The organism is [Clostridium] aminophilum (assembly GCF_900101295.1).
Classification (GTDB): Bacteria; Bacillota; Clostridia; order Lachnospirales; family Lachnospiraceae; genus Clostridium_R; species Clostridium_R aminophilum_A.
Genome location: NZ_FOIL01000002.1, coordinates 65,716 through 92,148, shown reverse-complemented (window position 1 = coordinate 92,148; position 26,433 = coordinate 65,716). Strand labels below are relative to the sequence as shown.

At 54.0% G+C, this 26,433-nt stretch carries 21 protein-coding genes, 1 other RNA gene and 2 pseudogenes; 21 read left to right on the top strand and 3 right to left on the bottom strand.

Going from position 1 to position 26,433, the window contains the following annotated elements; all coding sequences use genetic code 11:
• Nucleotides 1-59: 59 nt before the first annotated feature.
• The 4 genes from nudC (at nucleotide 60) to BMW41_RS00980 (ending at nucleotide 3,226) form a co-directional block, all read left to right on the top strand.
• A complete protein-coding gene (gene nudC / locus BMW41_RS00995) occupies nucleotides 60-959 on the top strand; it encodes an NAD(+) diphosphatase (protein WP_074648155.1) in 900 nt (299 codons plus the stop codon).
• A 216-nt stretch (nucleotides 960-1,175) separates the two neighbouring features.
• Nucleotides 1,176-2,435, top strand: a complete 1,260-nt coding sequence (locus BMW41_RS00990; protein ID WP_074648053.1) for an AfsR/SARP family transcriptional regulator — start codon at nucleotides 1,176-1,178, stop codon at nucleotides 2,433-2,435.
• A gap of 8 nt (nucleotides 2,436-2,443) precedes the next feature.
• Nucleotides 2,444-2,725 carry a DUF1294 domain-containing protein gene (locus BMW41_RS00985; protein ID WP_242870255.1) on the top strand — a complete coding sequence of 94 codons (282 nt, stop codon included), beginning with the start codon at nucleotides 2,444-2,446 and terminating at the stop codon, nucleotides 2,723-2,725.
• A gap of 27 nt (nucleotides 2,726-2,752) precedes the next feature.
• Nucleotides 2,753-3,226, top strand: a complete 474-nt coding sequence (locus BMW41_RS00980) for an NUDIX hydrolase (RefSeq protein WP_074648051.1) — start codon at nucleotides 2,753-2,755, stop codon at nucleotides 3,224-3,226.
• Nucleotides 3,227-3,316: 90 nt separating this feature from the next.
• Here BMW41_RS00980 and BMW41_RS00975 read toward each other — a convergent pair whose 3' ends face one another.
• Complete coding sequence (locus BMW41_RS00975; RefSeq protein WP_074648049.1) at nucleotides 3,317-4,219, bottom strand: LysR family transcriptional regulator; 903 nt, start codon at nucleotides 4,217-4,219, stop codon at nucleotides 3,317-3,319.
• Nucleotides 4,220-4,565: 346 nt separating this feature from the next.
• On the opposite strand from BMW41_RS00975, the gene pckA reads away from it, so the two are divergent.
• The 9 genes from pckA (at nucleotide 4,566) to hslO (ending at nucleotide 15,186) form a co-directional block, all read left to right on the top strand.
• On the top strand, nucleotides 4,566-6,179 hold the full coding sequence (gene pckA / locus BMW41_RS00970; protein WP_074648047.1) for a phosphoenolpyruvate carboxykinase (ATP): 1,614 nt from the start codon (nucleotides 4,566-4,568) through the stop codon (nucleotides 6,177-6,179).
• A 216-nt stretch (nucleotides 6,180-6,395) separates the two neighbouring features.
• Nucleotides 6,396-6,821, top strand: a complete 426-nt coding sequence (locus tag BMW41_RS00965; RefSeq protein WP_074648045.1) for a cytidine deaminase — start codon at nucleotides 6,396-6,398, stop codon at nucleotides 6,819-6,821.
• Nucleotides 6,818-8,146 carry a thymidine phosphorylase gene (locus BMW41_RS00960; RefSeq protein ID WP_074648043.1) on the top strand — a complete coding sequence of 443 codons (1,329 nt, stop codon included), beginning with the start codon at nucleotides 6,818-6,820 and terminating at the stop codon, nucleotides 8,144-8,146. The genes BMW41_RS00965 and BMW41_RS00960 overlap by 4 nt, the downstream gene beginning before the upstream one ends.
• A 104-nt stretch (nucleotides 8,147-8,250) precedes the next feature.
• A non-coding RNA gene (gene ssrS / locus BMW41_RS00955) (6S RNA) lies at nucleotides 8,251-8,431 on the top strand.
• Between the two features lie 239 nt (nucleotides 8,432-8,670).
• Nucleotides 8,671-9,933 (top strand): AI-2E family transporter, encoded by a 1,263-nt coding sequence (locus BMW41_RS00950; protein ID WP_074648041.1) that lies wholly within the window; start codon nucleotides 8,671-8,673, stop codon nucleotides 9,931-9,933.
• Nucleotides 9,934-10,034: 101 nt separating this feature from the next.
• Nucleotides 10,035-12,377, top strand: a complete 2,343-nt coding sequence (locus BMW41_RS00945; protein WP_074648039.1) for a SpoIID/LytB domain-containing protein — start codon at nucleotides 10,035-10,037, stop codon at nucleotides 12,375-12,377.
• A gap of 361 nt (nucleotides 12,378-12,738) precedes the next feature.
• Nucleotides 12,739-13,251 (top strand): SEC-C metal-binding domain-containing protein, encoded by a 513-nt coding sequence (locus BMW41_RS00940; protein WP_074648038.1) that lies wholly within the window; start codon nucleotides 12,739-12,741, stop codon nucleotides 13,249-13,251.
• A 242-nt stretch (nucleotides 13,252-13,493) separates the two neighbouring features.
• A complete protein-coding gene (locus tag BMW41_RS00935; protein ID WP_074648149.1) occupies nucleotides 13,494-14,252 on the top strand; it encodes a class I SAM-dependent DNA methyltransferase in 759 nt (252 codons plus the stop codon).
• 22 nt (nucleotides 14,253-14,274) lie between these two features.
• A complete protein-coding gene (gene hslO / locus BMW41_RS00930) occupies nucleotides 14,275-15,186 on the top strand; it encodes an Hsp33 family molecular chaperone HslO (protein ID WP_074648151.1) in 912 nt (303 codons plus the stop codon).
• 186 nt (nucleotides 15,187-15,372) lie between these two features.
• Here hslO and BMW41_RS00925 read toward each other — a convergent pair whose 3' ends face one another.
• On the bottom strand, nucleotides 15,373-15,576 hold the full coding sequence (locus BMW41_RS00925; protein WP_031471850.1) for a cold-shock protein: 204 nt from the start codon (nucleotides 15,574-15,576) through the stop codon (nucleotides 15,373-15,375).
• A gap of 388 nt (nucleotides 15,577-15,964) precedes the next feature.
• On the opposite strand from BMW41_RS00925, the pseudogene BMW41_RS14080 reads away from it, so the two are divergent.
• Nucleotides 15,965-16,528 (top strand): annotated as a pseudogene (locus tag BMW41_RS14080) (DUF5662 family protein); the annotation flags it as partial.
• A gap of 32 nt (nucleotides 16,529-16,560) precedes the next feature.
• Here the strand turns inward: BMW41_RS14080 and BMW41_RS00915 are convergent.
• Nucleotides 16,561-17,808, bottom strand: coding sequence for a ribonuclease H-like domain-containing protein (locus BMW41_RS00915; RefSeq protein ID WP_074648035.1), 1,248 nt, complete (start codon nucleotides 17,806-17,808; stop codon nucleotides 16,561-16,563).
• 230 nt (nucleotides 17,809-18,038) lie between these two features.
• Between BMW41_RS00915 and ruvA the strand changes: the two genes are divergently transcribed.
• The 7 genes and pseudogenes from ruvA (at nucleotide 18,039) to BMW41_RS00880 (ending at nucleotide 26,297) form a co-directional block, all read left to right on the top strand.
• The gene (gene ruvA / locus BMW41_RS00910; protein WP_074648033.1) at nucleotides 18,039-18,659 is read left to right on the top strand and encodes a Holliday junction branch migration protein RuvA; all 621 of its coding nucleotides are present in this window, start codon (nucleotides 18,039-18,041) and stop codon (nucleotides 18,657-18,659) included.
• A 24-nt stretch (nucleotides 18,660-18,683) separates the two neighbouring features.
• A complete protein-coding gene (gene ruvB / locus BMW41_RS00905) occupies nucleotides 18,684-19,688 on the top strand; it encodes a Holliday junction branch migration DNA helicase RuvB (protein ID WP_074648030.1) in 1,005 nt (334 codons plus the stop codon).
• 171 nt (nucleotides 19,689-19,859) lie between these two features.
• A complete protein-coding gene (locus BMW41_RS00900; RefSeq protein ID WP_074648026.1) occupies nucleotides 19,860-20,195 on the top strand; it encodes a cell division protein ZapA in 336 nt (111 codons plus the stop codon).
• Complete coding sequence (locus BMW41_RS00895; protein WP_074648022.1) at nucleotides 20,179-22,575, top strand: U32 family peptidase; 2,397 nt, start codon at nucleotides 20,179-20,181, stop codon at nucleotides 22,573-22,575. The genes BMW41_RS00900 and BMW41_RS00895 overlap by 17 nt, the downstream gene beginning before the upstream one ends.
• Nucleotides 22,575-23,894: pseudogene (locus BMW41_RS00890) on the top strand (FtsW/RodA/SpoVE family cell cycle protein); the annotation flags it as partial. The gene BMW41_RS00895 and the pseudogene BMW41_RS00890, both read left to right, overlap by 1 nt.
• Before the next feature lie 199 nt (nucleotides 23,895-24,093).
• Complete coding sequence (locus BMW41_RS00885) at nucleotides 24,094-25,593, top strand: peptidoglycan D,D-transpeptidase FtsI family protein (protein ID WP_242870253.1); 1,500 nt, start codon at nucleotides 24,094-24,096, stop codon at nucleotides 25,591-25,593.
• 140 nt (nucleotides 25,594-25,733) lie between these two features.
• Entirely contained in the window at nucleotides 25,734-26,297 is a 564-nt protein-coding gene (locus BMW41_RS00880; protein WP_074648013.1) for a DJ-1 family glyoxalase III, read from the top strand.
• Nucleotides 26,298-26,433: the final 136 nt, after the last annotated feature.

Below are 26,433 nucleotides of genomic sequence, written 5' to 3'. Positions count from 1 at the left end.
GGCCGGAAATATTCCGGGCCGTGCCGGAACCCGGAGAATATGTAAAGGAGACGATCACCGTGATTCAGGATATAGCACCGAGACAGTTTCATAACGAATATAAGATCTGCACGCCGGAGGCAGAGGATTTTGTTCTGGCGATCCGGAAAAACTCCGTGATTCTCATCCGCAGAGAAGAGGATATGCTGCGGATTCCCACGCTTCGGGAGATTCGGGAGATCTTTCCGGAAGCGGAAAAGGAAGCGTATTACCTTTTCTCCATCGATGATTTCCGGTATTTTCTGGTCAATGTGGACGAACACCGGGAGTTTGAAATCCCGGAGAGCGGTCCGTACTGCCTGAAAGACAGCCGCTTCCTGCGCAACATGGATCCGGAATACGAGGCGTTTGCAATCATCACCGGAATGCAGCTTGCGCGCTGGAGAAGGGCGCATCATTACTGCGGTTTTTGCGGAACACCGATGGAAGACAGCACAGAAGAACGGGCACTGGTATGTCCGAAATGCCATCAGATCGAATATCCGAAGATCAGCCCGGCGATCATCGTGGCGATCACGAACGGGTCAAAACTTCTGATGACGAAATACCGAGGAAGACCGTATGCCGGATATGCGCTGGTGGCCGGGTTCGTGGAGATCGGTGAGACGTTTGAGGATACTGTACGCCGGGAGGTTATGGAAGAAGTCGGACTGAAAGTGAAAAACATACGCTATTACCAGAGTCAGCCCTGGGCCTTCTCCGACACGGAGATGATCGGTTTCTTCGCGGAACTGGACGGCGATGACCGGATCACGCTTCAGGAAGACGAGCTGGCGATGGCCGGCTGGTTTGAGAAAGATGAGATCCCGGATGACTGGCGGATGACCAGTATTTCCGCGAAACTTCGGATGGCGTTCAAGTACGGAGAAGACAGAATCGAGTCCGAACTTGCGGAAATACAGCGTGAATCGGAAGCATAACAGTATTATTTACGGCAGTATTTCATATTATTTCATATAATATCTTACAAAATTATGGCGTCGGTGATGAATGCTGATTTTCAGACGATGAAAAAAGGCAGTCATTCCCGGCGCCTGTTTACTTTTTGAAATTTATAACTTAAAATTAGTTGAATTAAAATAATTCAAAAACAAGATGAAATTATGACATGACTTACAGTGGAAGGAAGGCTTATTTTGACAGAATGGAATGGTAAAACGGTCAATGTCGTTGCGCGGCTTCTGGGCAGCTTCTCGATTGAAGTGAACGGACAGCTTGCTGATCTTGGCAGAAATATGACTGCGAATGCGGTGAAGATGATCGAGATTATTTTTCTGAACAGAGAGCACGGAATCTCCAAGAATGAGCTGCTGAATGAAGTGTTCAGCGACAAAGTGCTTTCGGATCAGAACAACAGTTTCAACAATCTTCTCTACCAGTCAAGAAAACTTCTGCAGAACTCCGGAATGGACGGCGTGAAGTTTATTGACAACCACAGGGGCATGATCCGGCTGGAGTGCGCGGAAAATGCGGTGACCGATATCGAGATTTTCCTGGGAATCTGCCGGAAAGCCGATGCGGCAGCCACCAGAGCGGAGAAGAAAGAGCTTTACACACAGGCGCTGGAGTATTACCGCGGACCGCTTCTTCCGGACTTTGAGACGGAATTCTGGGTAATCAAGCCGGGAATGGTGCTGAAACACTATTTTGAACGCGCGGCGCAGTATTTGGCGGATCTCGCGGAAGAGGATGACAATTACGAGGAAATGTACCGCATCATGAAGCATGCGGACAGCGTATATCCGCATGAGAAATGGGAGATCGGACGGATCAGTGCGCTGGCGATGCAGGAAAAGTATCGCGAGGCGTATGAGGAGTACACAAGGGTCGTTCAGTATTATCTGGAGACATTGGAGCAGCCGGTGCCGACGGTGCTTCTCGATATCTACGATCGGTTCCGTGAGGGAATTACCCGTGAGGTGGAAGCGGCGGGAAGCTTCCAGATGAGTACGGCCCGCAGGGACGAGGAGATGGAGGCGCAGCTTCGCCTGAACCGCGCCGGCGGATATTTCTGCCAGTACAGCAGTTTCCGCGATATCTGCAATGTGCTGAACCGCAACATTGACAAGAGAGGAAACGCCATTCATCTGATGATCCTTTCTCTTGTGGATTTCGAGAGCAATTTCCGGAGCATGCCGGATGTGCTCGAAAGACGTTCGGAGTGCCTGAAGATGTCCATCCACGATGTTCTGCGGTCGACGGATGTCTTCACGGGATACAGCTCCACACAGTATGTGGCGCTTCTGGTCGGCGTAAAGAGAGAGGACTGCGCGGCATTCCACAGACGGATTTCCGTCAAACTCCACGAGCTGGCGGGAAGCAGGGCTGATGTACAGTATCGTATCGTTGCGCCGGATGAGCTGGAGCAGATTCTGACGGCGGGAGAAAAGAACTGAGAGGTTTCATGGAAGAATTCATGACAAATACGGCGATGGTATACGCAGTAGCGGTGAATATCATCGCCTTTTTGATGTTCGGAATGGACAAAATGCGGGCGAAGCGGAATGAATGGAGGATTCCGGAATCCTCGCTTCTCACCGTCGCATTGATCGGAGGAAGTGTCGGAGCCTGGGCAGGAATGCATTTTTTTCATCACAAGACCCGGAAACCCAGGTTTACGGTTTCCATCCCGGTGATGATGCTGGCACAGGCGGCGATTCTGGTATGGATGCGGTCACAGCAGTAAACGGGTAAATCCGCAGGAGGAAATGATTTGTATCTGACAACATTATGTTATCTGGAGAGGGATGATTCTTATCTGATGCTCCACCGGATCAAGAAGAAAAACGATATCAATGAGGGAAAGTGGATCGGAGTCGGCGGAAAATTCGAGAAGGATGAGAGTCCGGAAGACTGTCTTCTGCGGGAAGTCCGGGAAGAGACCGGTTATACGCTGACATCCTGGCGTTATCGGGGCATCATTACTTTTGTCACTGCCCGCGGCGAGACGGAGTATATGTCGCTTTACACGGCAGACGGGTTTGAGGGGGAAATGCAGGAATGCACGGAAGGCGTTCTGAAGTGGATCAGAAAATCCGAGGTGCCGGAGCTGAATCTGTGGGAGGGAGACCGGATTTTTCTCCGGCTTCTGGCCGGGGAGCGGCCTTTCTTTTCCCTGAAGCTGGTCTATGATGCGGAGGACCGTCTGATGAAAGCGGTTCTGGACGGACAGGAGATGGAGATCTGACATCGGAAGGAAACAAACGGGCAGCAGTCCGGGGCCACGGTTATGATGAGCCCCGGATGCTGCCGCGCGGGAGGATTCTTCGATCCGGTGTTACATGGTCGGAGCGTTGGTGCTCCGGATGAAAGAGAGGAACTGCTGCATGGTCTTTGTCTCACCGGCCGGATTCCACGCAAAGCCGATGGTGCGGGACGGGATGGCGTCCTGAACCGGAATCTCGATGAGGGTGCCGTCTGCCAGTTCATCTTTCACAAATTCGCGCACGGCACAGCCGATGCCGAGGCCGGTTTTTGCGAAGGAGATCAGAAGATCCAGAGTGTTGGTCTCGAGAACCTGACGCGGCTCGATGCCGTGCTCCGCAAAATAGGAGTCGATGTACATACGGGTCATGTTTTTCCGGTCGAGCATCAGGATGGTGCCGCACTCAAAGATATTGCAGTTCTCGCCCTCGCGGATCTTCAGATTGTCGAGGTACGCCCTGGTACATACAAACGTGTCCGTGATATTCATGAGCGGATAGAAATACAGGTTTTTCCGGTTTTTCGGCTCCGCGATCAGACCGATATCGATCTGCTGGTTTTCAATCGCCGACAGGCTGTGGGCCGTGTCCTGGCTGTTGACCAGAATGCGGATATGCGGAGATTCTTCGATGAAGTCCTTCAGATATGGAAGGAGAACATATTTGCACAGCGTGTTGCTGACGCCGAAACGGATCTGCCCGATGTTAAAATTTTTGATTCTTTTCAGTTCGCTCTCGCCCCGATCCAGTGTGGCAAAGGCACTGCTGACGTGGTTATAGAGAACCTGACCTTCCACCGTAAGCGTGACACCGCGGGAGGAACGCTTAAACAGCGTGACGCCGAGATTTTCTTCGAGCTTACTGATCGATTTGCTGATCGCCGGCTGGCTGATATAAAGTTCTTTGGCAGCATGAGAAATGTTGCCGGTGCGCGCGACAGCGTAGAATACACGGTACTGAGACAGATGCTGTTCCATAAATATTCCCTTTCTTTCAAAATAACACAGGACGGTTCTGAACGGAGTCCTCGTTGACGGCGTCAATGCCGAAAAAACGAAATCGTCTGACAGTTATAATATGTCCATATTTGTATTTTTCTGTATTATACCCACATGTTCTATATAATGCAAGGTTATGTTGAAAAAAATACATCCTATGTTTTGTATTTATCGAGGAGCAAAAACGGCAAAAATGTAGTGAAAACGGAGAGATGCAGCCGATGGAAATGTCTGCAAAGTGTTGCGCTTTGACGATATTTATGCAATAATTAACGTGCCTTTTGTTAGAAAAGGCCGAATGATTGTTTACGTAGGAGGTTTGTTTATGGAGACATACGGATTGGAAAAGCTTGGCATTCTCAATGCGAAAGCTGTTTATCGCAATCTCACACCGGCTGTTCTGACCGAGAAAGCACTTCAGCGAGGCGAGGGCGAGCTGATGGACACCGGCGCACTGGTTGTAAAGACCGGCAAGTACACCGGACGTTCCGCACAGGACAAGTTCATCGTTGATACGCCGGCAGTGCATGACAAGATCGCATGGGGAAAGGTCAATGTTCCGGTTTCCCGCGAGAAGTTCAATGCAATCAAGGCAAAGATCTGTGCGTACCTGCAGGGCCGTGAGATCTTTATCTTTGACGGAATGGCGGGCGCTGATCCGGCCTGCACGCAGAAATTCCGCATCATCAACGAGCTGGCATCCCAGAATCTTTTCATCCGCGATCTGCTGATCCGGCCGACCGATGAAGAACTGGCCGCATTCGGCGATCCGGATTACACTCTGATTGCTGCTCCGGGATTCAAGTGCGATCCGGAAATCGACGGAACGCGCTCTGAGGCTGCGATCATGATCGACTATGAAGCGCATATGATTATCATCTGCGGCAGCCAGTATGCCGGTGAGATCAAGAAATCCGTATTCTCTACCATGAACTTCATCCTTCCGCAGCAGGATGTGCTCCCGATGCACTGCTCCTGCAATATGGATCCGGAGACAAAGGAAACCGCAGTATTCTTCGGTCTGTCCGGTACCGGAAAAACCACACTTTCCGCAGACCCGAAGCGTATGCTGATCGGTGATGATGAGCACGGCTGGAGTGATCACGGCGTATTCAATATCGAGGGCGGATGCTACGCAAAGTGCATCGACCTGGTAGAAGAGGAGCAGCCGGAGATCTACCACGCAATCCGCTTCGGCGCACTGGTAGAGAATGTTGTGATCGATCCGGAGAAGAGAACCCCGGATTACAGCGACAGCACACTGGCGGTCAACTCCCGTGTCGGATATCCGGTTGAGTTTATTCCGAACGCGGCGGTTCCGGGTGTCGGCGGCATCCCGAAAGTTGTCATTTTCCTGACCTGCGATTCCTTCGGCGTACTTCCGCCGATCAGCCAGCTGTCCAAGGAAGCGGCAATGTATCAGTTCGTAACCGGATTCACTTCCAAGGTTGCCGGAACAGAGATCGGCGTAACGGAGCCGGTTCCGACCTTCTCCACACTTTTCGGCGAGCCGTTTATGCCGCTGAAGGCGCAGGTTTATGCGGATATGCTTGGCGAGAGAATCGAGAAGTACAACACAAAGGTATATCTTGTCAACACCGGATGGGTATCCGGCCCGGCGGTTGATCCGAAGACCGGCGAAAAGAACAAGAGAATGAAGCTTTCCTACACCCGTGCGATGATCACCGCTGCGCTGAACGATGCGTATGCAAAGGAAGGCGTTGCCTTCGAGCACAATGACATCTTCAATCTGGAAGTTCCGACTTCGGTTCCGGGTGCAGATGTACCGGCGGAGATCATGAATCCGAGAAATCTCTGGGCAGACAAGGCAGCTTACGATGAGCAGGCAAAGAAGCTGGCTAAGATGTTCCAGAAGAACTTTGAAGAAAAGTACCCGGATATGCCGGAGAACGTAAAGAATGCAGGTCCGAAGGCCTGACAGACCGCAGAAAAACGGTCTTTTGCATAATCCGTAAACGGGCGGAACTGCCCGGCAGTCAAACATAATCCAGAAGGCCGCGCTCCGGTTTCGGGGCACGGCCTTCTGTGGCTTCGACGAAAGTTCTGCGAAACAATGATTCAGGGATGCAGAACCGATCGATGGAATGTGAACGGTGACCAGCGGCGTCGTTCGGCGGCCGGAGGAGGGAGGATCATGGACGAGAAGAAGATGTTGGCGCAGAAAGCGCTGGGGGCACTGGGATTTGCGTACGCCCCGTACTCGAAATTCCGGGTTGCGGCGGCGCTTTTGGCGGAAGACGGGAGAGTGTTCACCGGGGTCAATGTGGAAAATGCATCCTATCCCGCCGGTATCTGCGCGGAGAGAACAGCGGTCTCCAAGGCGGTTTCCGAAGGGGCGGTGTCCTTTACGGCGATCGCAATCTGCGGCGGAAAAGACGGAAAGGTGACGGATTACTGCGCTCCCTGCGGCATTTGCCGTCAGGTGCTGCGGGAATTCTGCAATCCGGAGAAGATGACCGTGATGCTGGTGAAGACGGCGGATGACCGGAAGGAATTTCGGCTTGCGGATCTTCTGCCGGAGAGTTTCGGACCGGAGTTTTTGGAAGGAGAGCCAGGATGAGAATTTATGACCTGATTGAAAAGAAAAAACGCGGCAGCGCGCTTTCGGACGAGGAGATCCGTTATCTGATCGCGGGCTTTGTGAGCGGCGAAATTCCGGATTATCAGATGTCGGCGATGCTGATGGCCATCTGGTTCAACGGGATGGACGACCGCGAGATCACCACCATGACCATTGCGATGGAGCATTCCGGAGAGACGGCGGATCTGTCCGGCATCGACGGATTCAAGGTGGACAAGCATTCGACGGGTGGGGTCGGAGACAAGACAACGCTGATCGTGGGCCCCATCGCCGCTGCCTGCGGTGTCAGGGTGGCAAAAATGAGCGGAAGAGGACTGGGATTCACCGGAGGAACCATCGACAAGCTGGAAGCGATTCCGGGATTCCGGACGTCAATCCCCCGGGAGGAGTTTTTCCGGCTTGTAAGCGAAAACGGCATCGCGGTGATCGGGCAGAGCGGAAACCTCGTTCCGGCCGATAAAAAGATCTACGCCCTCCGCGATGTGACCGCGACGGTGGACAGCATTCCGCTGATCGCATCCTCCATCATGAGCAAGAAGCTGGCCGGGGGATCGGACGGCATCGTGCTGGATGTCAAGACCGGCGGCGGTGCGTTCATGAAGACGCTGGACAATGCGGTCCGGCTGGCGGAACAGATGGTGAAGATCGGCACGGAAGCGGGCCGGGCCGTGACCGCACTGATCACGAACATGGACAGCCCCATCGGGTACGGTATCGGCAACGAGATCGAGGTGAGGGAATCCATCGATGTTCTGAAGGGAAACGGACCGGAGGATCTGAAGGAACTGAGCATTCTTCTGGCGGCCCAGATGCTCTGCACCGCGGGAAAAGGATCTCAGTCCGAGTGCCGGCAGATGGCGGAAGAAGCACTTGAGAGCGGCCGCGCGCTGAACGTGTTCCGGACAATGGTCATCGCCCAGGGCGGCGACGGCGCATGGCTGGACGAGGTCATTGAGGGAAGAAAACCATTGGATGCACCGTCCCGGTCGATCCGCGCGGAGAAGGACGGATACATCGGGAAAATGGATACGGAGGGCGTCGGAATCGCATCCATGATGCTTCATGCGGGCCGCAAGACCAGCGATGATGTGATTGATCCGTCCGCCGGAATCATTCTCCGGAAAAAGCAGGGCGATCCGGTCCGGAAAGGGGATGTGACGGCGGTGATGTATGCCCGGGACGAGTCTCTTTTTGACGAGGCGGAAAAACAGTTTGCCGCTTCCTGCCCGATCCTCGGCACCTGCGAAAAACCGGAGAAGATGGTCTTCGCCCGCGCCGACGCATCCGGTGTGACGTATCTGTAATGCTTTGTGAGAATTCCTGAAATTGAATGAATTACTTTACATCGGTAGAAATTTGTAGTATACTGTGAATACAAATAAAGATAAGAACCATAAAAAGTGAGACAGAATTCCTGGGGTGTTCGATAATTCTTACCAGTTTTGATCCTACATTTGACGATTGGGATTCCAATATTTTTATGCCGATGTCATGCCTCCCGTTTCGCTGGTAGACAGAAGCATAAGTGAGGTTGCCCACCTGGCGCGAGCTAGGAGTCAATATGGTAAGAACCGGCATCTTGGGCTCAAAAAAATAAGCAGCGCGCAGACGCTGCTTATTTCTTGTAGAAAAGACCGGCAAGCGGCGCTCATGCCTGCAGGAAGATGATTTTGCGGATGATCCGCCATATCCCGTGTCTGCATACGGACACGGTGGCTGACGCGGAATGATGGGAGCCTGCGGAACGCGCGAAGCGTGTTTCGGCCCGATGCCGGCCGCAAGAACACAACGTTACAATCATTGGTTTGACTTGAAGAGGAAACACGGTATGGAGAAAAAGACTTTCCGGGATTACCTTTATCTTGGAATCACTCTGGTAGCTGTCATTGCGACCTGTATTCTGATCGGTTTTGGATTTCAGCACTGGGAGGGCGTTGCGGCCTTCCTGTCCAAGCTTGTCGCAGTCACGTCACCGTTTATTTACGGCGCTGTGCTGGCGTATCTGGTATCTCCGGCATATAACCGGGTGCAGGAAGGCGTGTGCCGTCTGTTCGGCAGCCGGACAAAGAAGGCGGGAGGACGTGCGGTCCGGACCATTTCCAAAATGATTGCGACCATCGTTTCGCTGGTCTTGGTCATTGCGATTGTCGGCAGCGTGGTTGCACTCATCCTTCCGCAGCTGATTGAGAGCATCCGGAAGATCTATGAGTCGCTTCCGCAGTACTGGTACAATATCAACGATGCGATCGAACAGAAGCTGATGAACAATCCGGATCTGGAACAGTCGGTCATGACGCAGCTCTCGAATGCCTATGAACGTTTCCGGCTCTGGGGCGAGGATTATCTCCGCGGTCTGGATATGAGCAAGATTACCGATCTCATCAGTCAGTTCTCGACCGGAATTCTCGGAATTCTCGTGGAGATCAAGAACTGGCTGATCGGACTGATCGTCATGGTCTATCTTCTGAATCTGAAGGAGACCCTGAGTGCTCAGGCCAAAAAAGTGATCTACAGCATTTTCAGCACAAAAACCGCCAATGCCATCGTCGAAGAATTTCACTATGTCGACCGCGTGTTCGGCGGATTCATCGTCGGGAAAATACTGGATTCCGTGATCATCGGTATCCTGTGCTTCCTTCTGATGACCATTTTTTCGATGCCGTATCCGATGCTTCTTTCGGCGATTATCGGTGTGACGAATGTCATCCCGTTCTTCGGCCCCTTCATCGGTGCGATTCCCACCGCCATTCTGGTACTTCTCGTAAGCCCGATCAAATGCCTCTGGTTCCTCGGCCTGATCCTGCTGCTTCAGCAGTTTGACGGCAATATTCTGGGACCGAAGATTCTCGGCGATTCCACGGGACTCCCGAGTTTCTGGGTTATGTTTGCCATTATCTTCTTCGGCGGTTTCTTCGGATTTGTGGGCATGATCATCGGCGTGCCGCTGTTTGCGGTGATTGCCAACCTGATCAAGCGGGTGGTTCACCACTGGCTGAAGAACAAAGGCCTTCCGGTTGAAACCGATCAATACATTCATCTGAACCGGATTGACGAAGAGACAGGAGAAACGATCTCGAAGAAAAACGATTAATACGGTGACGCAAAACATCGAATGGTCCTGCGGTATCTGAGCATACAGCAAAGAAAGGGAGAAGCCGGCCGGAAGAGAAAAACGGCATGCAAGGATAAGATATGAGAGGAACAGGGAGACCGGACAGAAATGTGAGAACTCATGCGGCAGGCAGAAAACAAATCCTGTTTTTTGCCGGCCTCGTGCTTCTTGCGTTCGCTGTTTTGGCCTCCCTGTCTTTATATCGGAAGAAGGAGTCTCACGGAACCATTTCCCGTAAGGAAGCGGGCAGGAAGCTTGCACTCGCACTGAAGGATCAGGAGTGGATCGATACGTATCCGGAGGAGTACGGAAGCCTGTTTCGGGATAAAACGGCGGAAAACGGGGGAGATGCGGAAGAACCCGCTGCGCAGAATGCGGAATGGTATGATGGATATCTGACCTTTCTTGCCGGCAGCGGTTATCTGGAAGCGGGAGAGGATGTCCATGCATGGGCGGACGGTGCTTTTACCAGAGGGGATGCCATGATGGCGGCCGAAAAGGTCTCGGCGGGACTGGCGGAAGAATACCGTGTGTACGGAAAGGAAACGGAGGAAACGCTCTCCACGGAAGCGTGGGAGAACTTTTACGAGAAGTTCCTCTTGGCTGCAGACCCGGAGAGAAATGTCAAAAAGACCGCATTTACCGTGTTTGGCACGTGTAAAGAAGATGCGGGCCTCGGGCAGTGGCAGATCGCCACGAGCCTCGGCATTCTGCGCTGTGAAGGGGAAGAGGTTTCCGGATGGGTCGACCGGGATGTCTCCGCACTTGTGCGCGGGAACGCGGTGATCGGCGGCGGAGAGATCCTGTCGGACCGCATCGTCTATTCCAATGCATGGGTAACCCGGGAGGACAATAACTGGAAAGTGTTTGTCGGCGGCATTGTCCGGACATTCAAAAAGCTTCCGGGAATCGAAGCGGAGGATCTGAACGGACAAAACGGTGTGCTGGCGGACATTTCGCTGGAGAAGGGGAAGCCGAAGGATGCGGTTCCGAAGAAAGAGACGGTGGAGGGAAGAATTCTCTCGGTCAGTGACGAGGAAATCGAGATCGAGGGGGTCGGTACCATCCCGATGGCCGAGAATTTTCATGTCTATAAGACCTACGGAGAAATGAGGGAAGAAAAGACCGGTGATATGCTGATCGGATATGATCTCGGCCCGGTGATCGTCGAAAATGGCGAGGCCTGCGCGGCGCTGATCGCCAGGGATCTGATCGGCGACAGCATTCGCGTGCTGATTATGACCGATGATTTCTCGACTATTTTCCATGATATGGCGGTTCTCAGGAGCGAGGGCGGTCTTACCGTTACCGGCGAGGGGATCTCAAAGTCCGTTCCGGCGGGAGAGCGGTTTACCGTTCGTCTGGGGGATGAACTCCTCCGCCGCGGACGCATCACCGTCCGGCCGTCGACGGAGGGAAAAGAGATCGAGCTGACATCGATCAACCGACTGCAGGGAAAACCGACCTGCCGCGGAACCGTCGAACTGCGGAGCACATCGGAGGGTCTTCTGATCATCAATGAACTGAAACTGGAGGATTACCTGAAACGGGTGGTTCCGAGCGAGATGCCGGAATCCTTCCCGCTGGAGGCACTGAAGGCGCAGGCGGTGACGGCGAGGTCATTTGCCTGCCGGCAGATTCTGAACAATGTCTACAGCCGTTACGGAGCGCATGTGGATGACAGTACCAACTGTCAGGTCTATAACAATATCGGCGAGACCGGGATGTCCAACCGGGCGGTGGAAGAAACTGCCGGCATCATGCTGTATGACGGAGACGAGCCGGCACAGGTCTATTACTTCTCGACATCCTGCGGTTACACCACCGACCTGAATGCGTGGGGGACGGAAGATGAGAATCCGGACTGCATTGCCGGCCGCTATGTCGGCAGCGGGGATCCGGGAAAGGATATGTCGAAGGATGAGAATTTTACGCCGTTTATCATGAAAAAAGACGGTGGAAGTTATGATTCCTCCTATCCGATGTACCGTTGGACCGCAGAGTTTACCGGCCAGTGGGCGAAAAAACGGATCACGGGCATCGGTACCATCTATGGCTTCTTTGTGGAGAAGAGAGCTGCGGGCGGATCCGCGCTGAAGATTCGGGTTGTGGGAAGCAAGGGTGAAAAAGTCATCCGCGGAATGATGAGCATTCGCCGGATATTGGGCGACGCCGCGCGGACCTATTATCCCAACGGAGGAGGAAAAATTTCCGGAATCGACATTCTGCCGAGCGCATTTATTCACATCGATGAGACGAGCAGGACGGCGGACGGCGACCGTGTGTTTACTGTCTGGGGCGGCGGCATGGGCCACGGCATCGGCATGAGCCAGAATGCAGCCGGAGCCATGGCGGAGCAGGGAAAAACATGCGGGGAGATTCTGAAGTTTTTCTATAAGGACGTGGATGTCCGGAAACGATGAATGACAAGACCTGCAGCTGCCCGACCCGCAGTAGGCCGGGAAGCCGGATGGGAATCCGAAAGGCGCCGGAGATCTTTGGCGGAAGCATACTATATGCAAGCTGATCGTGATACGGATCAGGTTGCACCCGAAAGGCGCCGGAGGCCTTTGGCGGAAGCATGCCGTGCGGCCGGATTATCTGGATGGTTGCGAAAATGCCGGATTTGTACTATACTATCTCGGATAGCGGTATGAGGCGAAATACGTTTCGCGGCAGCCGCAGGGACTTCAGGACGGCACGGGTTTTGACCCGCTGCGCGCAAAGGAAGCCGGACGGGTGCCGACACCGAACGATAAATTCACGCATAGAAGGGAAATGAACATGAGCTTACTTGAGAATTGGAGAAATCTTGCATACGGCGATGCTCTGGACCAGAAACAGCAGACGGAACTTTGGAACCGTTACTTTGAGGTGGAGAAGGGAATCTACGAGCAGATCCTTTCCGCACCGGAGACCGAGGTAAAGGGAACCGTAAAAGAACTGGCTGAGAAGTACGGAACCGATGTTCAGACCATGACCGGTTTTCTGGACGGAATCAGCGAGTCTCTGAAGGATTACAAGAACCCGATCGAGACCATGGAAGAGGACACCGAGGTTCGCATCCTGATCGACCCGGAGAAGCTCTATTATAATATGGTAGAGGCGAAGGCAACATGGCTCTATGAACTCCCGCAGTGGGATTCCATCCTGACTCAGGAGAAGAGAACCGAGCTCTACCGCGCACAGAAGGCATCCGGCACGATTCGCCGTGAGGGCCGTAAGATCTACCCGAACGATGCATGCCCGTGCGGAAGCGGCAAGAAGTACAAGAAGTGCCACGGCAAGAACGCCTGAGACAAAGGGAACACGAATTAAATCAGAACAGAACATCATTTGCCGGCGTGGGTGTGTGAATGCCTTCGCCGGCATATCGTTTATGAAAGAAATGAGCCGAAGACCATGTGCGCCGGAGGGCGCGGCTGCCCCGCACCGTCAAATCGGGCGGAAGCGGAGCGGCAGAGACAGAGGTTCCGGTTCATGATGGCGAGAGCAGCGGTCAATGTGTTGAGAAATGGAGTAATATGGATCTGCGGGATATCAATGCTTACACCGAATTTGCCGAGGTGTATGATGAATTTATGGACAATGTGCCCTATGATGACTGGTGCCGGTATCTGATTCGTCTCCTCCGGAAATACGGAGTGGAGGACGGACTTCTCCTGGAACTTGGCTGCGGAACGGGAAGTCTTACGGAGCGTCTGGCTGATGCCGGTTACGATATGATCGGCGTGGATTCTTCGGCGGAGATGCTGGAACAGGCGCTGGCCAAGCGGGACGAATCCGGACACGATATTCTCTATCTGAATCAGGATATGAGAGAGTTCGAGCTGTACGGGACGGTCCGCGCCATCGTCAGCCTGTGCGACTGTATGAGCTACATTCTGACGATGGAGGACCTCACGCAGGTGCTCCGGCTGGCAAACAACTACCTGGATCCGAAGGGCATCTTTATCTTTGATCTGAATACGGACTGGAAGTACCGTCAGGTCGGGGATTCCACGATTGCGGAAGACCGCGAGGACTCCAGCTTTATCTGGGACAATTCCTATGATGAGGAGGAGCGGATCAATGAATATGATCTGGCGCTCTTTATCCGGACGGAAGGGGATCTCTACCGCAAATACACGGAGACGCACATCCAGCGTGCCTGGCTTCCGGAGGAGATCCGGAAGGCGGCGGAAGACGCCGGCATGGAACTGTTGGCCATGTATGACGCATTTACGGAGGATGCTCCGAGACCGGACAGCGAGCGGATCTATGTAATTGTGCGGGAACACGGAAAAACAGCGGAGTAAGGGAGAAGACACGATGGAAGAAATGAAAGACTACATGGTGCGCGGAACGGCAGCGGGAGATATGATCCGCGCCTTCAGCGCAACGACAAAGGAAATGACGGAGTACTGCAGAAAAGTGCACAATACCGCACCGGTGGTATCGGCGGCACTGGGAAGACTTCTCACGGCCGGCGTGATGATGGGAACCATGATGAAGGGCGACCGGGATGAGATCACCCTGAAAATCGACGGAGACGGACCGGTGCAGCATCTGATCGTGACGGCGGATTCCCACGGGACGGCCCGCGGATATGTGACGAATCCGAATGTGGAACTTCCGTTAAAGGGTCCGGCGAAGCTGGATGTGGGAACGGCGGTGGGAAACGGCACCCTGAGCGTGATCCGTGATATCGGTCTCGGCGATCCGTATGTCGGTCAGGTGACGCTGGTTTCCGGCGAGATCGCAGAGGATATCACGAAATATTTTGCCGTATCGGAGCAGGTTCCTTCCTCCGTGGCCCTCGGCGTTCTGGTGGACACGGATCTCACCATCCGTCAGGCCGGCGGCTTTATCATTCAGCTCATGCCGGACTGCCCGGATGACGTCATTGACCGTCTGGAGCAGAATCTTACGGGGCTTCCGAGCATGACTCAGATGCTGGAAGACGGAATGACACCGGAACAGGTTCTGGAGAGAGTTCTGGAAGGACTGGATCTGCGCATTCTGGAGAAGATTCCGCTGGAATACCGCTGCACCTGCTCGCATGATAAGGTGAGCCGTGCGCTTCAGAGTATCTCGGCCCATGATCTGAAGGAGATGGTGGACGATGGAAAAGATGTGGAAGTCGGCTGCCAGTTCTGCGATAAGAAATATGTTTTTCATCCGGAAGAGATCAGGGAAATGTATGTCCGCAAGATCGACGGAATGATTGACGATTTCCGGGGAGCGCACTAAGCCTGAGAATATGAGTCTCCGTCGCCAAGGCCTCGTGCGGGCACAGGCTTTGTCCCATTGCCCGCGTAAATCAAAAGAGCTGCTCTCGAAAGAGCAGCTCTCTGTCATCACTTGTAATTCAATATAACGGTTCAACCAATATATGACAATGCATAATTGTGAAACGGGTACATCGGATTGAGATGATTAGGCCATTACGGTAACGTTGGTAGCCTGCGGACCCTTTGCTCCGTTGACAACGTCAAACTCTACCTTGGCGCCTTCGTCCAGAGACTTGAAGCCTTCCATGGTGAGACCGGTGTAATGTACGAATACATCATTGCCCTCTTCGTCGTTGATGAAGCCGTAGCCCTTCTGATTGTTGAACCACTTAACTGTACCCTTATGCATACTGTACCTCCAAAAAAAATAAAAAATAAGTATTGTCGCCGCCCTCATAACGGCTAACTGAAGAATAACATAATTCGAAAGGTGTGTCAATTCCTTATTAATGAATTTTCACAAAATATAGTGAAATACAGAAAAAGGCCTTGTGAATTTTTTACGAAGCGAAATGAAGGCGCATATTTTGATTGTTTAAAAATACACAGCACAAGTTTTCTTGATAAGAACACAATTGTCTGTGTTTTTATCGGAAAAAAAATACAAACAATAGCATTGAAAAGCAAAAATGCGGTAAAATCGTGTTGGAATTCATGGTAATTGAAATAAAACATGTCAGTTTATGCAAATGGATGAAGACATGCCAGTTTCGTGAACAGACGGACAGGAGAGACATATGACGATCGGTGAGCTGTTCCGCAATGGAACAGGACATTTTAAAACCATCACGCGGCATAAGGCCGAAGTGATGAAAAACTGTTTTCGGATCGGCCTGTATTGGCAGGGACTTCTTCACGACCTTTCGAAATACACGCCGGAAGAGTTTTTGACCGGAGTATTCTATTATCAGGGGAACCGGAGCCCGAATGCAGCGGAGAAAGAAGTTCGCGGATACTCGGTGGCATGGCTTCACCACAAAGGGAGAAACCGCCATCACTATGAATACTGGATCGATTACGGACCGGATCGGGACGGCATCAAGTGCACGGAACTGATGGGCAACAGGATGCCGCTGCGTTATCTGTTGGAAATGATGTGCGACCGGATCGCCGCCTCCAAAGTGTACAAGGGATCCGAATATACCGACGCGGCGCCTCTGCAGTATTTTGAGGCGTCCCGGGAGATCCGCTCCAAGGCGATGCACCCGGTCACCAAACATCAGCTCCGGGTTCTTTTGCGGATGCTGAGCGAGCGCGGAGAAGAAGAAACCTTTGCTTTCGCGAGGGCACTCCTTCGCCGGGAGAAAAAACAAAAAGCGGAGATGCGGCTTGCTCAGGCCCGAAGTTTTTGGCGGATGCCGGCAAAGAGGGCGGGAAGGAAGCCGGACAGATCCGTGCTTCGGAAGAGATCTTCCTTCGCCTCGCAGAATTCGGGCGTCGATTTATAATCTTCACGGAAAGTCACCGGAAAGATGCCGGACGGTACCGGGAGAAATACTCCTTCGGTACGGGTGTAGCAGGTCTTTGCGGTGGCTTTTTTGCGGGCGGATTTTTCGACGAACTCCGCAACACTTTTATGGTAGGCGCAGTCTTCCGCCGGGAGATAATAGTAGTTCCGGTAATCCGAATAGAAATGTTTCAGCTCTCCGGAAACGAGCGGAAGACGGACGGTGATCTCATTTTGCTCAAAGTGGATGGGAAAGAAGTTTTCCTTCCAGTCCACGGGGCGCGGGACGGACACCGAGCTTTGAAAGCGGAGTTCCGCGAAATCTGTATGTAAATGAAACGCATCTCCCTGAACTGCATTTGCATTTTTTAAAATAAAAATATCCGCATCTGTCCGGCCGGCATTTGCGGGAACGTCCTTCGAGGAATCCGAATATGCTGCGGAACGATCCGGGATGGTGATCCCGAGAAAACGGAATTCCGCCTTGGCGAGGAGATCCGGGTAGAAAAGGATCGGAAGGATCTCCGGCATTCCGCGCAGATCGTCCGCATTGTGCAGCAGAAGAAGGTGAAGCCGGGCCGGTGTCGGATGGGTGACGTATTCCCGGTAGACCTCTATCAGCTGACCGCCGGTGTATTCATCGGCGCGTCGGATGCCGAGAAATTGTTCGACGCTTTTCTGCTTCAGGGAATCCAGACCGAAGAAGGAGCGGAGCGGCCGGATTTTCCGGAAGATGTCAAAACTCTCCAATGCGTCGAATTCCGGAGAGATTCCGAGCTGCGCGCAGCGGCCGGTGATGAACGGGATATCAAACATATCGCCGTTAAAGTGAATCAGGACGCGGAAACGGGAAAGAAAACCGAAGAAGGCGGTGATGACTTCTTTTTCGGCGCCGGGTGTCTCGGCAAACCACTGGATGAGCTGCCAACCGCTGCCGGAAGTGCCGTGGTCTCCCTCCGCACCGTCCTTTGTCCGGTCATACCAGACGCAGCCGATCAGATAGATTTCGGCGGTTTTGGCGGAAAAGCCGGTTGTTTCAATGTCGAAAAACAGAAGATCCCTGCGGTCCGCGATTTCGGAAAGCGGATACATTTTTTCCGGATTGAAATCGAAGGCTTCCTGTATGACTTTCATGATGCTGTTACCTCGCTGATGTTTTGAATCGATGGGGCGGATTGTTTCCGGTGTGACGGATGTCCGGCGAACCGGGTTTGTTACATAAAACCGCTATCAGTATAACAAAAAGAGCGGAGAGTTTCAAAGACGCGGCGCGGTTGCATTGGCCATGTTGGCATGATATGATAATGAAGTATAACTTTGTACAGAGAAGAAACTGCGATGTACGGGTGGAATGGAGAAGAACTTTGATAGCATACGTCAGAGGAATCCTTACAGATAAGGAAGCGGACAGCATCGTCGTCGAGGCCGGACAGGTGGGGTACGGAATCCACGTGCCCATGTCGGTTCTGGAGGCGCTTCCGCCGGTGGGTGAGGAAGTAAAGATATATACGCATATGGCCGTAAAGGAAGATGACATGTCGCTGTACGGCTTTCTCAGCAGGGAGGAACTGGCAATGTTCCGCATGCTGATCGGTGTCAATAAGATCGGACCGAAGGGCGCGATGGGGATTCTCTCCGCGCTGACGCTTTCGGATCTTCGGATGGCTCTCTTTACCGGTGACGTGAAGCGGATCGCCAAAGCACCGGGAATCGGTGCGAGAACCGCACAGAGACTGGTTCTGGAACTGAAGGACCGGATCTCTGCCGACGACGTGCTGATGCAGCCGTCGGGCAGTGAAACTGCCGCGGCGGCACAGACGGTGCCGGATGTGACCGGAACCGCGAAAGAAGCGGTGGAGGCGCTGACTGCTCTCGGTTATTCCGCATTTGAGGCGGCGAAGGCAGTGAAGAAGGTGGAGATCACCGAGGAGATGTCCACCGAGGATGTGCTCAAAGCATCTCTGAAATATCTGGCGTTCCTGTAAGCGGTGAGGATGAGGCATTAGGTTATGGCAAAACGGATTATCAGCACGGAAGTGTCCGAGGAAGACCGCCGGATCGAGGCGAATCTCCGGCCGCAGCGGCTGAGTGAATACACCGGTCAGAAGAAACTGACCGAACATCTGAAAATTTATATTGAGGCGGCGAAAGTCCGCGGCGAATCGCTGGATCATGTGCTGCTGTACGGTCCGCCGGGACTCGGCAAGACGACACTGGCCGGAATCGTGGCCAATGAACTCGGTGTTCACATGAAAGTGACAAGCGGTCCGGCGATCGAGAAGCCGGGGGAGATCGCGGCGGTTCTGAACGGTCTTCAGGAAGGCGATGTTCTGTTTATCGATGAGATTCATCGTCTGAACCGTCAGGTGGAGGAAGTGCTTTATCCGGCGATGGAAGATTACGCGATCGACATTATGCTGGGAAAAGACGCCAACGCCCGGTCCATCCGTCTGGATCTGCCGCATTTTACGCTGGTCGGCGCCACCACGCGCTACGGACTGCTGTCGGCGCCTCTGCGCGACCGCTTCGGCATCGTCGAGAAGATGGACTTTTACACGCCGGCGGAACTGGCGGAGATTGTGACGCGGTCCGCAAAGGTGATGCAGGTTTCCATCGATGAGACCGGCGCATATGAGATCGCGCGCCGCTCCAGAGGAACGCCGCGTCTGGCGAACCGGCTTTTGAAGCGCGTCCGCGATTTTGCCCAGGTGAAGTATAACGGTGAGATCACACGGGAAGTGGCGGATTTTGCGCTGGATATTCTGAATGTGGATAAAATGGGGCTTGATCACAACGATCGGGCATATCTGGACATGATCATCGGAAAATTCGAGGGCGGTCCGGTGGGCCTGGAGACCCTTGCGGCAGCGCTCGGAGAAGACGCCGGCACGCTGGAGGATGTCTATGAGCCGTATCTTCTGATGAACGGCCTTGTAAACCGCACACCCCGGGGGCGTGTGGCGACCGGTGCGGCATTTTCGCACCTCGGGTACGAGAAGGAGACGGAATCATAAAGCCGAAATGCAAAAGAATGCGAAAAGAGATTTGCGCAAAGAGACGCGGGGGAGAAAACGGCGCAGGGAAATGCATCAAGAAACCTACGTTAGGACAATCACGTCAAAAAAACGGCGGGGATTGCAGAATATACTGGGAGAACAGCGGTTCTCGGAATGTGAGAGACTGGAATGGATAATAAGAACTATGTGGATGTACTGATCGGCGGAAAAATTTACACGCTCGGCGGATTGGAGGAGGAATCCTATCTCCATCAGGTCGCTGCTTATCTGAATGACAAGATTCAGCAGATTTCGCGGACGGAAGGATATTCGAGGCTGCCGGACGATTACCGGAATCTGACGCTGAATCTGAATCTGGCCGACGATTATTTCAAGGAGCGGGAGCACAACCGGGTTCTGGCGGCGCAGAAGGATGAACTGGAGAAGGAAGTCTACCGCCTCCGGGCAGAACTGGTGACAAAGCGAGTAAAAAAGGCAAAGGAAAAAAATGATCAGGAAAGCTGAGATTCTGGCTCCGGCGGGTTCCATGGACAGCCTTATGGCTGCCGTGTCTGCCGGAGCTGACGCTGTTTATATGGGTGGAAGCCGCTTCGGTGCGAGGGCTTTTGCGGAAAATGCGGACGAGGATCAGATGATCCGGGCGATCCGCTATGTGCACCTTCACGGAAGAAAACTGTATATGACGGTCAATACGCTGGTGAAAGAGCGGGAGATGGAGGATCTGATTGCATTTCTCCGACCGTACTATGAAGCCGGACTGGATGCGGTTCTGGTGCAGGACATGGGCGTTCTGCGCGCGATCCGGGAACATTTTCCGGAACTTCCGATTCACACGAGCACGCAGATGTCGGTCACGGGCGCGGAGTCGGCGTTGGAACTGAAAAAACTCGGGGTGACGCGAATTGTGCCGGCCCGGGAGATCTCGCTTCCGGAGATTCGCGATCTGCATGAGAAAACCGGTCTGGAGATCGAGTGTTTTGTGCACGGAGCGCTCTGCTTCTGTTATTCCGGTCAGTGCCTGTTTTCGAGCATGATCGGCGGACGAAGCGGCAACCGCGGACGGTGCGCTCAGACGTGCCGGCTTCCGTTCGAAGTGCTGGAGGGAAAGCGGAATCTCACCGGAAAAGATGAGCACTATCCGCTCAGCATGAAGGATCTCTGCGCGCTGGATGTGCTTCCGGAACTTCTGGAAGGCGGCGCGTTCTCGCTGAAGATTGAGGGCCGGATGAAGAGCCCGCGCTACACGGCGGGTGTCGTCAGCATTTACCGGAAATATGTGGATTACTGGCTGGAACACGGAAGAGAAGGTTACCGCGTCGATCCGGAAGACCGGAGAAAACTGCTGGAACTCTTTGACCGCGGCGGACTGACCGACGGATATTACCGGCGGCACAACGGACCGGAAATGGTTGTCTTTCATGAGAAGCCGCAGTTCCGGGAGGAAGACCGGGCGTACACGAAGGAACTGGAAGAGCGGTATCTCCGCGTTCCGGTGAAGGAGACGGCCGATGCGGTCTTCACGGCGAAGGTCGGCGAGCCCCTCTCTCTGATGGTGACGCTTCGGGAGACGGACGGTGCCGGAAGAGAACTTCCGCCGGCTGTCGGATACGCGGAAGGTCCGGTCTGCGAGAGTGCGCTCAAGACCCCGACCGCGACGGCCGATCTGGAAAAACAGATCCGGAAGACCGGAAACACGCCGTTTGTCATCGGCAATGCCGAGATTGTGACGGAAGGAAATGTGTTTGTCCCGGTAAAACAGCTCAATGAGCTCCGGCGGGAGGCACTCGCCGTTCTGGAAGAGAACCTTCATTCGTTTTTTGCACGGAATGCGGGAGGAACGGAGAACCATGACTCCCTGGACGTTTCAGAACGGCTGTCGGAAACCGGTGAAACCATGATCTGCGCCGCGGAGTGCGAAAATGTGAATCCGAAAAACGCGGAAAGCCGTCCGGCTGGCGGCAAAAACAGCCATAATCCGTTTAAACTCACCGCGGCGATCGAGTCGCCGCTTCTTGCGGACGCCGTGATTATGTCGGAGGATATCTCCTTCGTTTATCTGGATTCCACCGGTTTCGGGGCGCAGAGCTGGAAAAAATATGTGGATGCCTGTCACGCGGCGAACAAGGAGTGCGCCCTCATTCTGCCGCATATGTGGCGGACCGAGGCAAGACGGTATTTCGAAAAATACCGGGCAGAGCTGGCAAATGCCGGCTTTGACGCGCTGATGATTAAAAATCTGGAAGAACTTGCCTATGTGCGGATTCATTTCCCGGATATGCCGGTGGTGGCTGACGCCAATGTCTATACCATGAATCATTTGTCGGAAATGCAACTCCGGGATTTTGCCCGGGATTCGGGAAAGGGCGCGGGATCCGCGGATGCCGCGGAAAGAAAAGGGAAAGCAGCGGTCGGGACCGGGACGGACAAAGCCGATGACCGGACTCCTTCCCTTCGGTTTACGCTTCCGCTGGAACTGAATTTCCACGAGCTCTCCGAGCGCGGCGCGAAAAATGCGGAACTGTTTGCCTACGGCCGTGTGCCGATGATGGTGACGGCGCAGTGTTTCCGCAAAAACACGGGAAAATGCACGAAGGAGCCGTGTGTTCTGGAGATCCGTGACCGGAAAAAGGCGCTCTTCCCGGTGAAAAATCACTGCCGTTTCTGCTATAACACGATTTACAATGCCGCACCGGTCACGATTCTCGGTGACCGGGCCGCCGTGGAGAAACTTGGCTGTCGATGGCTCCGGCTGACTTTTACAACCGAGACGCCGGAGGAGGCGGAGAAGGTTCTGCGCGCCTACGGCGACGTTTTCCTGAGAGGTCGGGAACGGACGGCGGACTGGGATTACACTAAGGGACATTTCCGCAGGGGAGTGGAGTAATGGCAAATGTAGTGACGGAGGTGGCCAGATTCCTGATCATTTTACTGATCGCGATCTACACCTATTATAATTTTCGATATTATTCCTACACATACGAAGAGGACCGCGATTATGTGGTCCGCAATCAGGTAATCAGCATTTTTCTGATCCTTACACTGGCGGACACCGTCATGTGGCTCCGGACGGAAAATGTGTCATCGATGATGCTTGCCGCGGCGCAGGCGCTTTTCATCGGCGGCTACCTTCTGGTGAGCAAGCTGATCTATCGCCGGTCGTCGAGACTTCTGTCGACCAACATGTGTATGCTGATGGCGACGAGCTTTGTGGTGCTGAACCGGATCTCCGTGTCACGGTCGATGCGCCAGTTTGTGATCGTCGCGGCGGCGGCAGCCGTCACCCTGGTGATTCCGGTTATGATCGAGCACATCTGGCAGCTCGCCAGGATCCCGTGGGTCTATGCCATCGGCGGAATGCTTCTTCTGCTGGCGGTCCGCGTGATCGGCACGGCAAGTTTCGGGGCCCAGCTGTCGCTGAATGTGGGCGGTTTTTCCTTTCAGCCGTCGGAGTTCGTAAAACTGACCTTTGTCTTCTTTGTGGCTACGATGTTTGAGCGGTCGACCAGTTTTGAGGGAATCCTTCGGACCAGCGCGGTGGCGGCACTCCATGTGCTGATTCTGGTGTTCTCCAAGGACCTCGGAAGCGCGCTGATTTTCTTTGTGGCGTATGTGTTCATGCTGTTCGTTGCCTCCTCTAACTGGGTATATCTGGCTTCGGGCTTCGGCAGCGGAACACTGGCGGCCATCGGTGCCTACAGCCTGTTCCGCCATGTCCGCGTCCGCGTGGAGGCCTGGAAGGATCCCTTTGCGGACATTTCCGGAAGCGGATATCAGGTGGCGCAGGGACTGTTTGCCATCGGAACCGGCGGATGGTTCGGAATGGGACTTTATCAGGGAATGCCGAACAAGATTCCGGTTGTGGAGAAGGATTTCATCTTCGCGGCGATCTCCGAAGAGCTGGGCGGCATCTACGGCGTCTGCATCATTTTGATCTGTGTCGGCTGCTTTATGCAGTTTATGAAGCTTGCCATGCGGATGGAAGCGGTCTTTTACCGTATGATCGCCCTCGGACTCGGCGTGATTTATATCACGCAGGTTTTTCTCACGATCGGCGGCGTGACCAAATTTATCCCGTCGACCGGCGTCACGCTTCCGTTTGTGAGCTACGGCGGAAGCTCGATTCTGTCGAGTTTCATCATGTTCAGCGTCATTCAGGGACTCTATATCATGAAGGCGCGGGATGAGGAGGAAATGGACGAGCAGGCCCGCTACGGAGGCGCGTACCGGAGCGACAAACGGACCGGAAGAGGAACCGGAATGCAGGAAGTGAACCGGCGGACCGGAAGAGGAGCCGGAACGCAGGAAGTGAACCGGCGGACCGGAAGAGGAACCGGAACGCAGGACGTAAACCGGCGGAACGGAAGAAAGAAGGAAGTGCCGGCGGAGGATGAGGAGGAATACTATGAAGATCTTTGATTACTTCCGGAATCCCCGCGGAAAGAAGGAATCGGCGGCCGAGAGGAAATACCGCGAGAGGTCGGAAGCGGGAAGAAATATCATGACCGTAACCTGTTTTTTCGGTGTCCTCTTTCTTGGACTGATCGGGTACTACGGCTATTTTCTTCAGGTGACGAGTCAGGAGATGATCGGCAGCTCGTACAATGCAAGGCTGGACGCATTTGCGGACCGGGTGACCCGGGGACCGATCAAGAGCATTGACGGTCAGGTGCTCGCGGAGACGAAGACCGTGAGCGGGACGGATACACGGTACTATCCGTATGAGTATCTCTACACGCACTCCGTCGGATACTCCGGCAAGAACGGAAGAACGGGGCTGGAGTCTCTTGGAAATTTCTATCTTCTGTCCTCCCATGTCAATCTGCTGGAACGGGCGTTCAATGAGCTGAGCGGAAAGAAGAATCCGGGGGATACACTGGTGACAACCCTCGACTCGAGAATTCAGAGTACGGCCAGCGACGCGCTGGGCAAACACCGGGGTGCCGTGATCGCGATGGAACCGGATACGGGGCGTATTCTGACGATGGTTTCCCAGCCGAATTTCAATGCCAATGAAGTGGACGCACGGTGGTCGGAACTGACCACAGATTCCAACCGGGCGGTGCTGGTGAACCGGGCGACCCAGGGACTGTATCCGCCGGGATCGACATTTAAGATCCTGACGCTTCTGGAGTACATCCGGGAACATCCGGGGGACTGGCAGAATTTTACATTTGACTGCAGCGGAAGCTACAAATCCAATGGATATACGCTGAAATGCTATCACGGGGAAAAACACGGGCATCAGACGCTTCTTCAGGCTTTTGCAAACTCGTGCAACGGAGCGTTTGCGAGCATCGGAGAGGGGCTGGACACCGGCCGCTTCCGTGAACTGGCGGAGACCTGCGGCTTTAACGGATCGCTCCCCTATGATCTGGCATACAGCAAGAACACTTTTGCACTGGCGAGTGATTCCGGCGTGTGGGAAAAGGCTCAGACCGCGATCGGTCAGGGAAAGACGCAGATAACGCCGCTCCTCAATCTGATGGTGACGGCGGCGATCGCCAACGGAGGAACCATGATGAAACCGTATCTGGCGGATCACGTGGAAGCGGCGACGGGGCAGACGGTGAAGAAATTTCTTCCTTCATCGGCGGGCTCGATCATGAGCGCAGCGGAGGCGGAAGCCCTGACAACTTATATGAGAAGTGTTGTGACGGACGGAACCGGATCCGCATTCAGCGACGCATCGTATCAGGCCGCGGGAAAAACCGGTTCGGCCGAAACCGGCGTCGGGGACAATTCTCATGCCTGGTTTGTGGGATTTGCGCCGGTGGATGATCCGAAGATCGCTGTCTGCGTGATCGCGGAGGACGGCGGATCCGGCGGATCGGTGGCAGCGCCGATTGCGCGGAAAGTGATGGATGAATACTTTAAAGATTACCCGGTGACCGGGAAGAAATAACGGAGGGATCACCGGAAGATACAAATGGGCAGCGGCAGCCGGAAGGAATCACTGCGGAGAAAACCGGAAATACTGCCCGGACGCAGCCCGCCGGAGGAAAACCTTCGGGAGATGCGGATTATCGGAAAGGAGAGGGAAAGATGGCACTGGTTTATGCTTTTTTGGCGGACGGTCTCGAAGAGGTGGAATGCCTTGCGGCAGCGGACGTGCTGGTACGGGCGGGAATTGAGGTAAAGTTCATTTCCGTATCGGGAAAAAAGGAAGTGACGGGAACGCACGGCTTCCGGATAACTGCGGATGCCTGCATCGGGGATGCGGATCTCTCCGCTCCGGATTGTTATCTTCTTCCGGGCGGACAGCCGGGAACCCGGCATCTGGCTGAATGCGGAACACTCTGCGATGCGCTGCTCTCTGCGGAGAAGAACGGAAAGCGCATCGCGGCGATCTGCGCCGCACCCACGGTTCCGGGGCGTCTCGGGCTGCTTCGGGGAAAACGCTGCACCTGTTATCCGGGGGCGGCGAACGAAGAAAAGCTTTTGGGAGCGGAATACACCGGACTCGGTGTTGTGACGGACGGTTATGTCACCACGGCGAAGTCCGTCGGATACGCTCTGGATTTCGGACTGGAAGTGGCATCACTTCTTGCCGGACCGGAAAAGGCGGATGAGGTTCAGGACCGGATGATTTATGAGAAAAGGGTCTGAAGGACAGCGCGGAATCACCGCAGCACCGGATGCTCTCCGGGGGGACGGAAGGTGCGGATGAATCATACCGGAAAGCACGCAGAACATGCGGAGAGAGCGCGGAAAGAGCGGCACAAAACCGCTTGAACACCTGCAT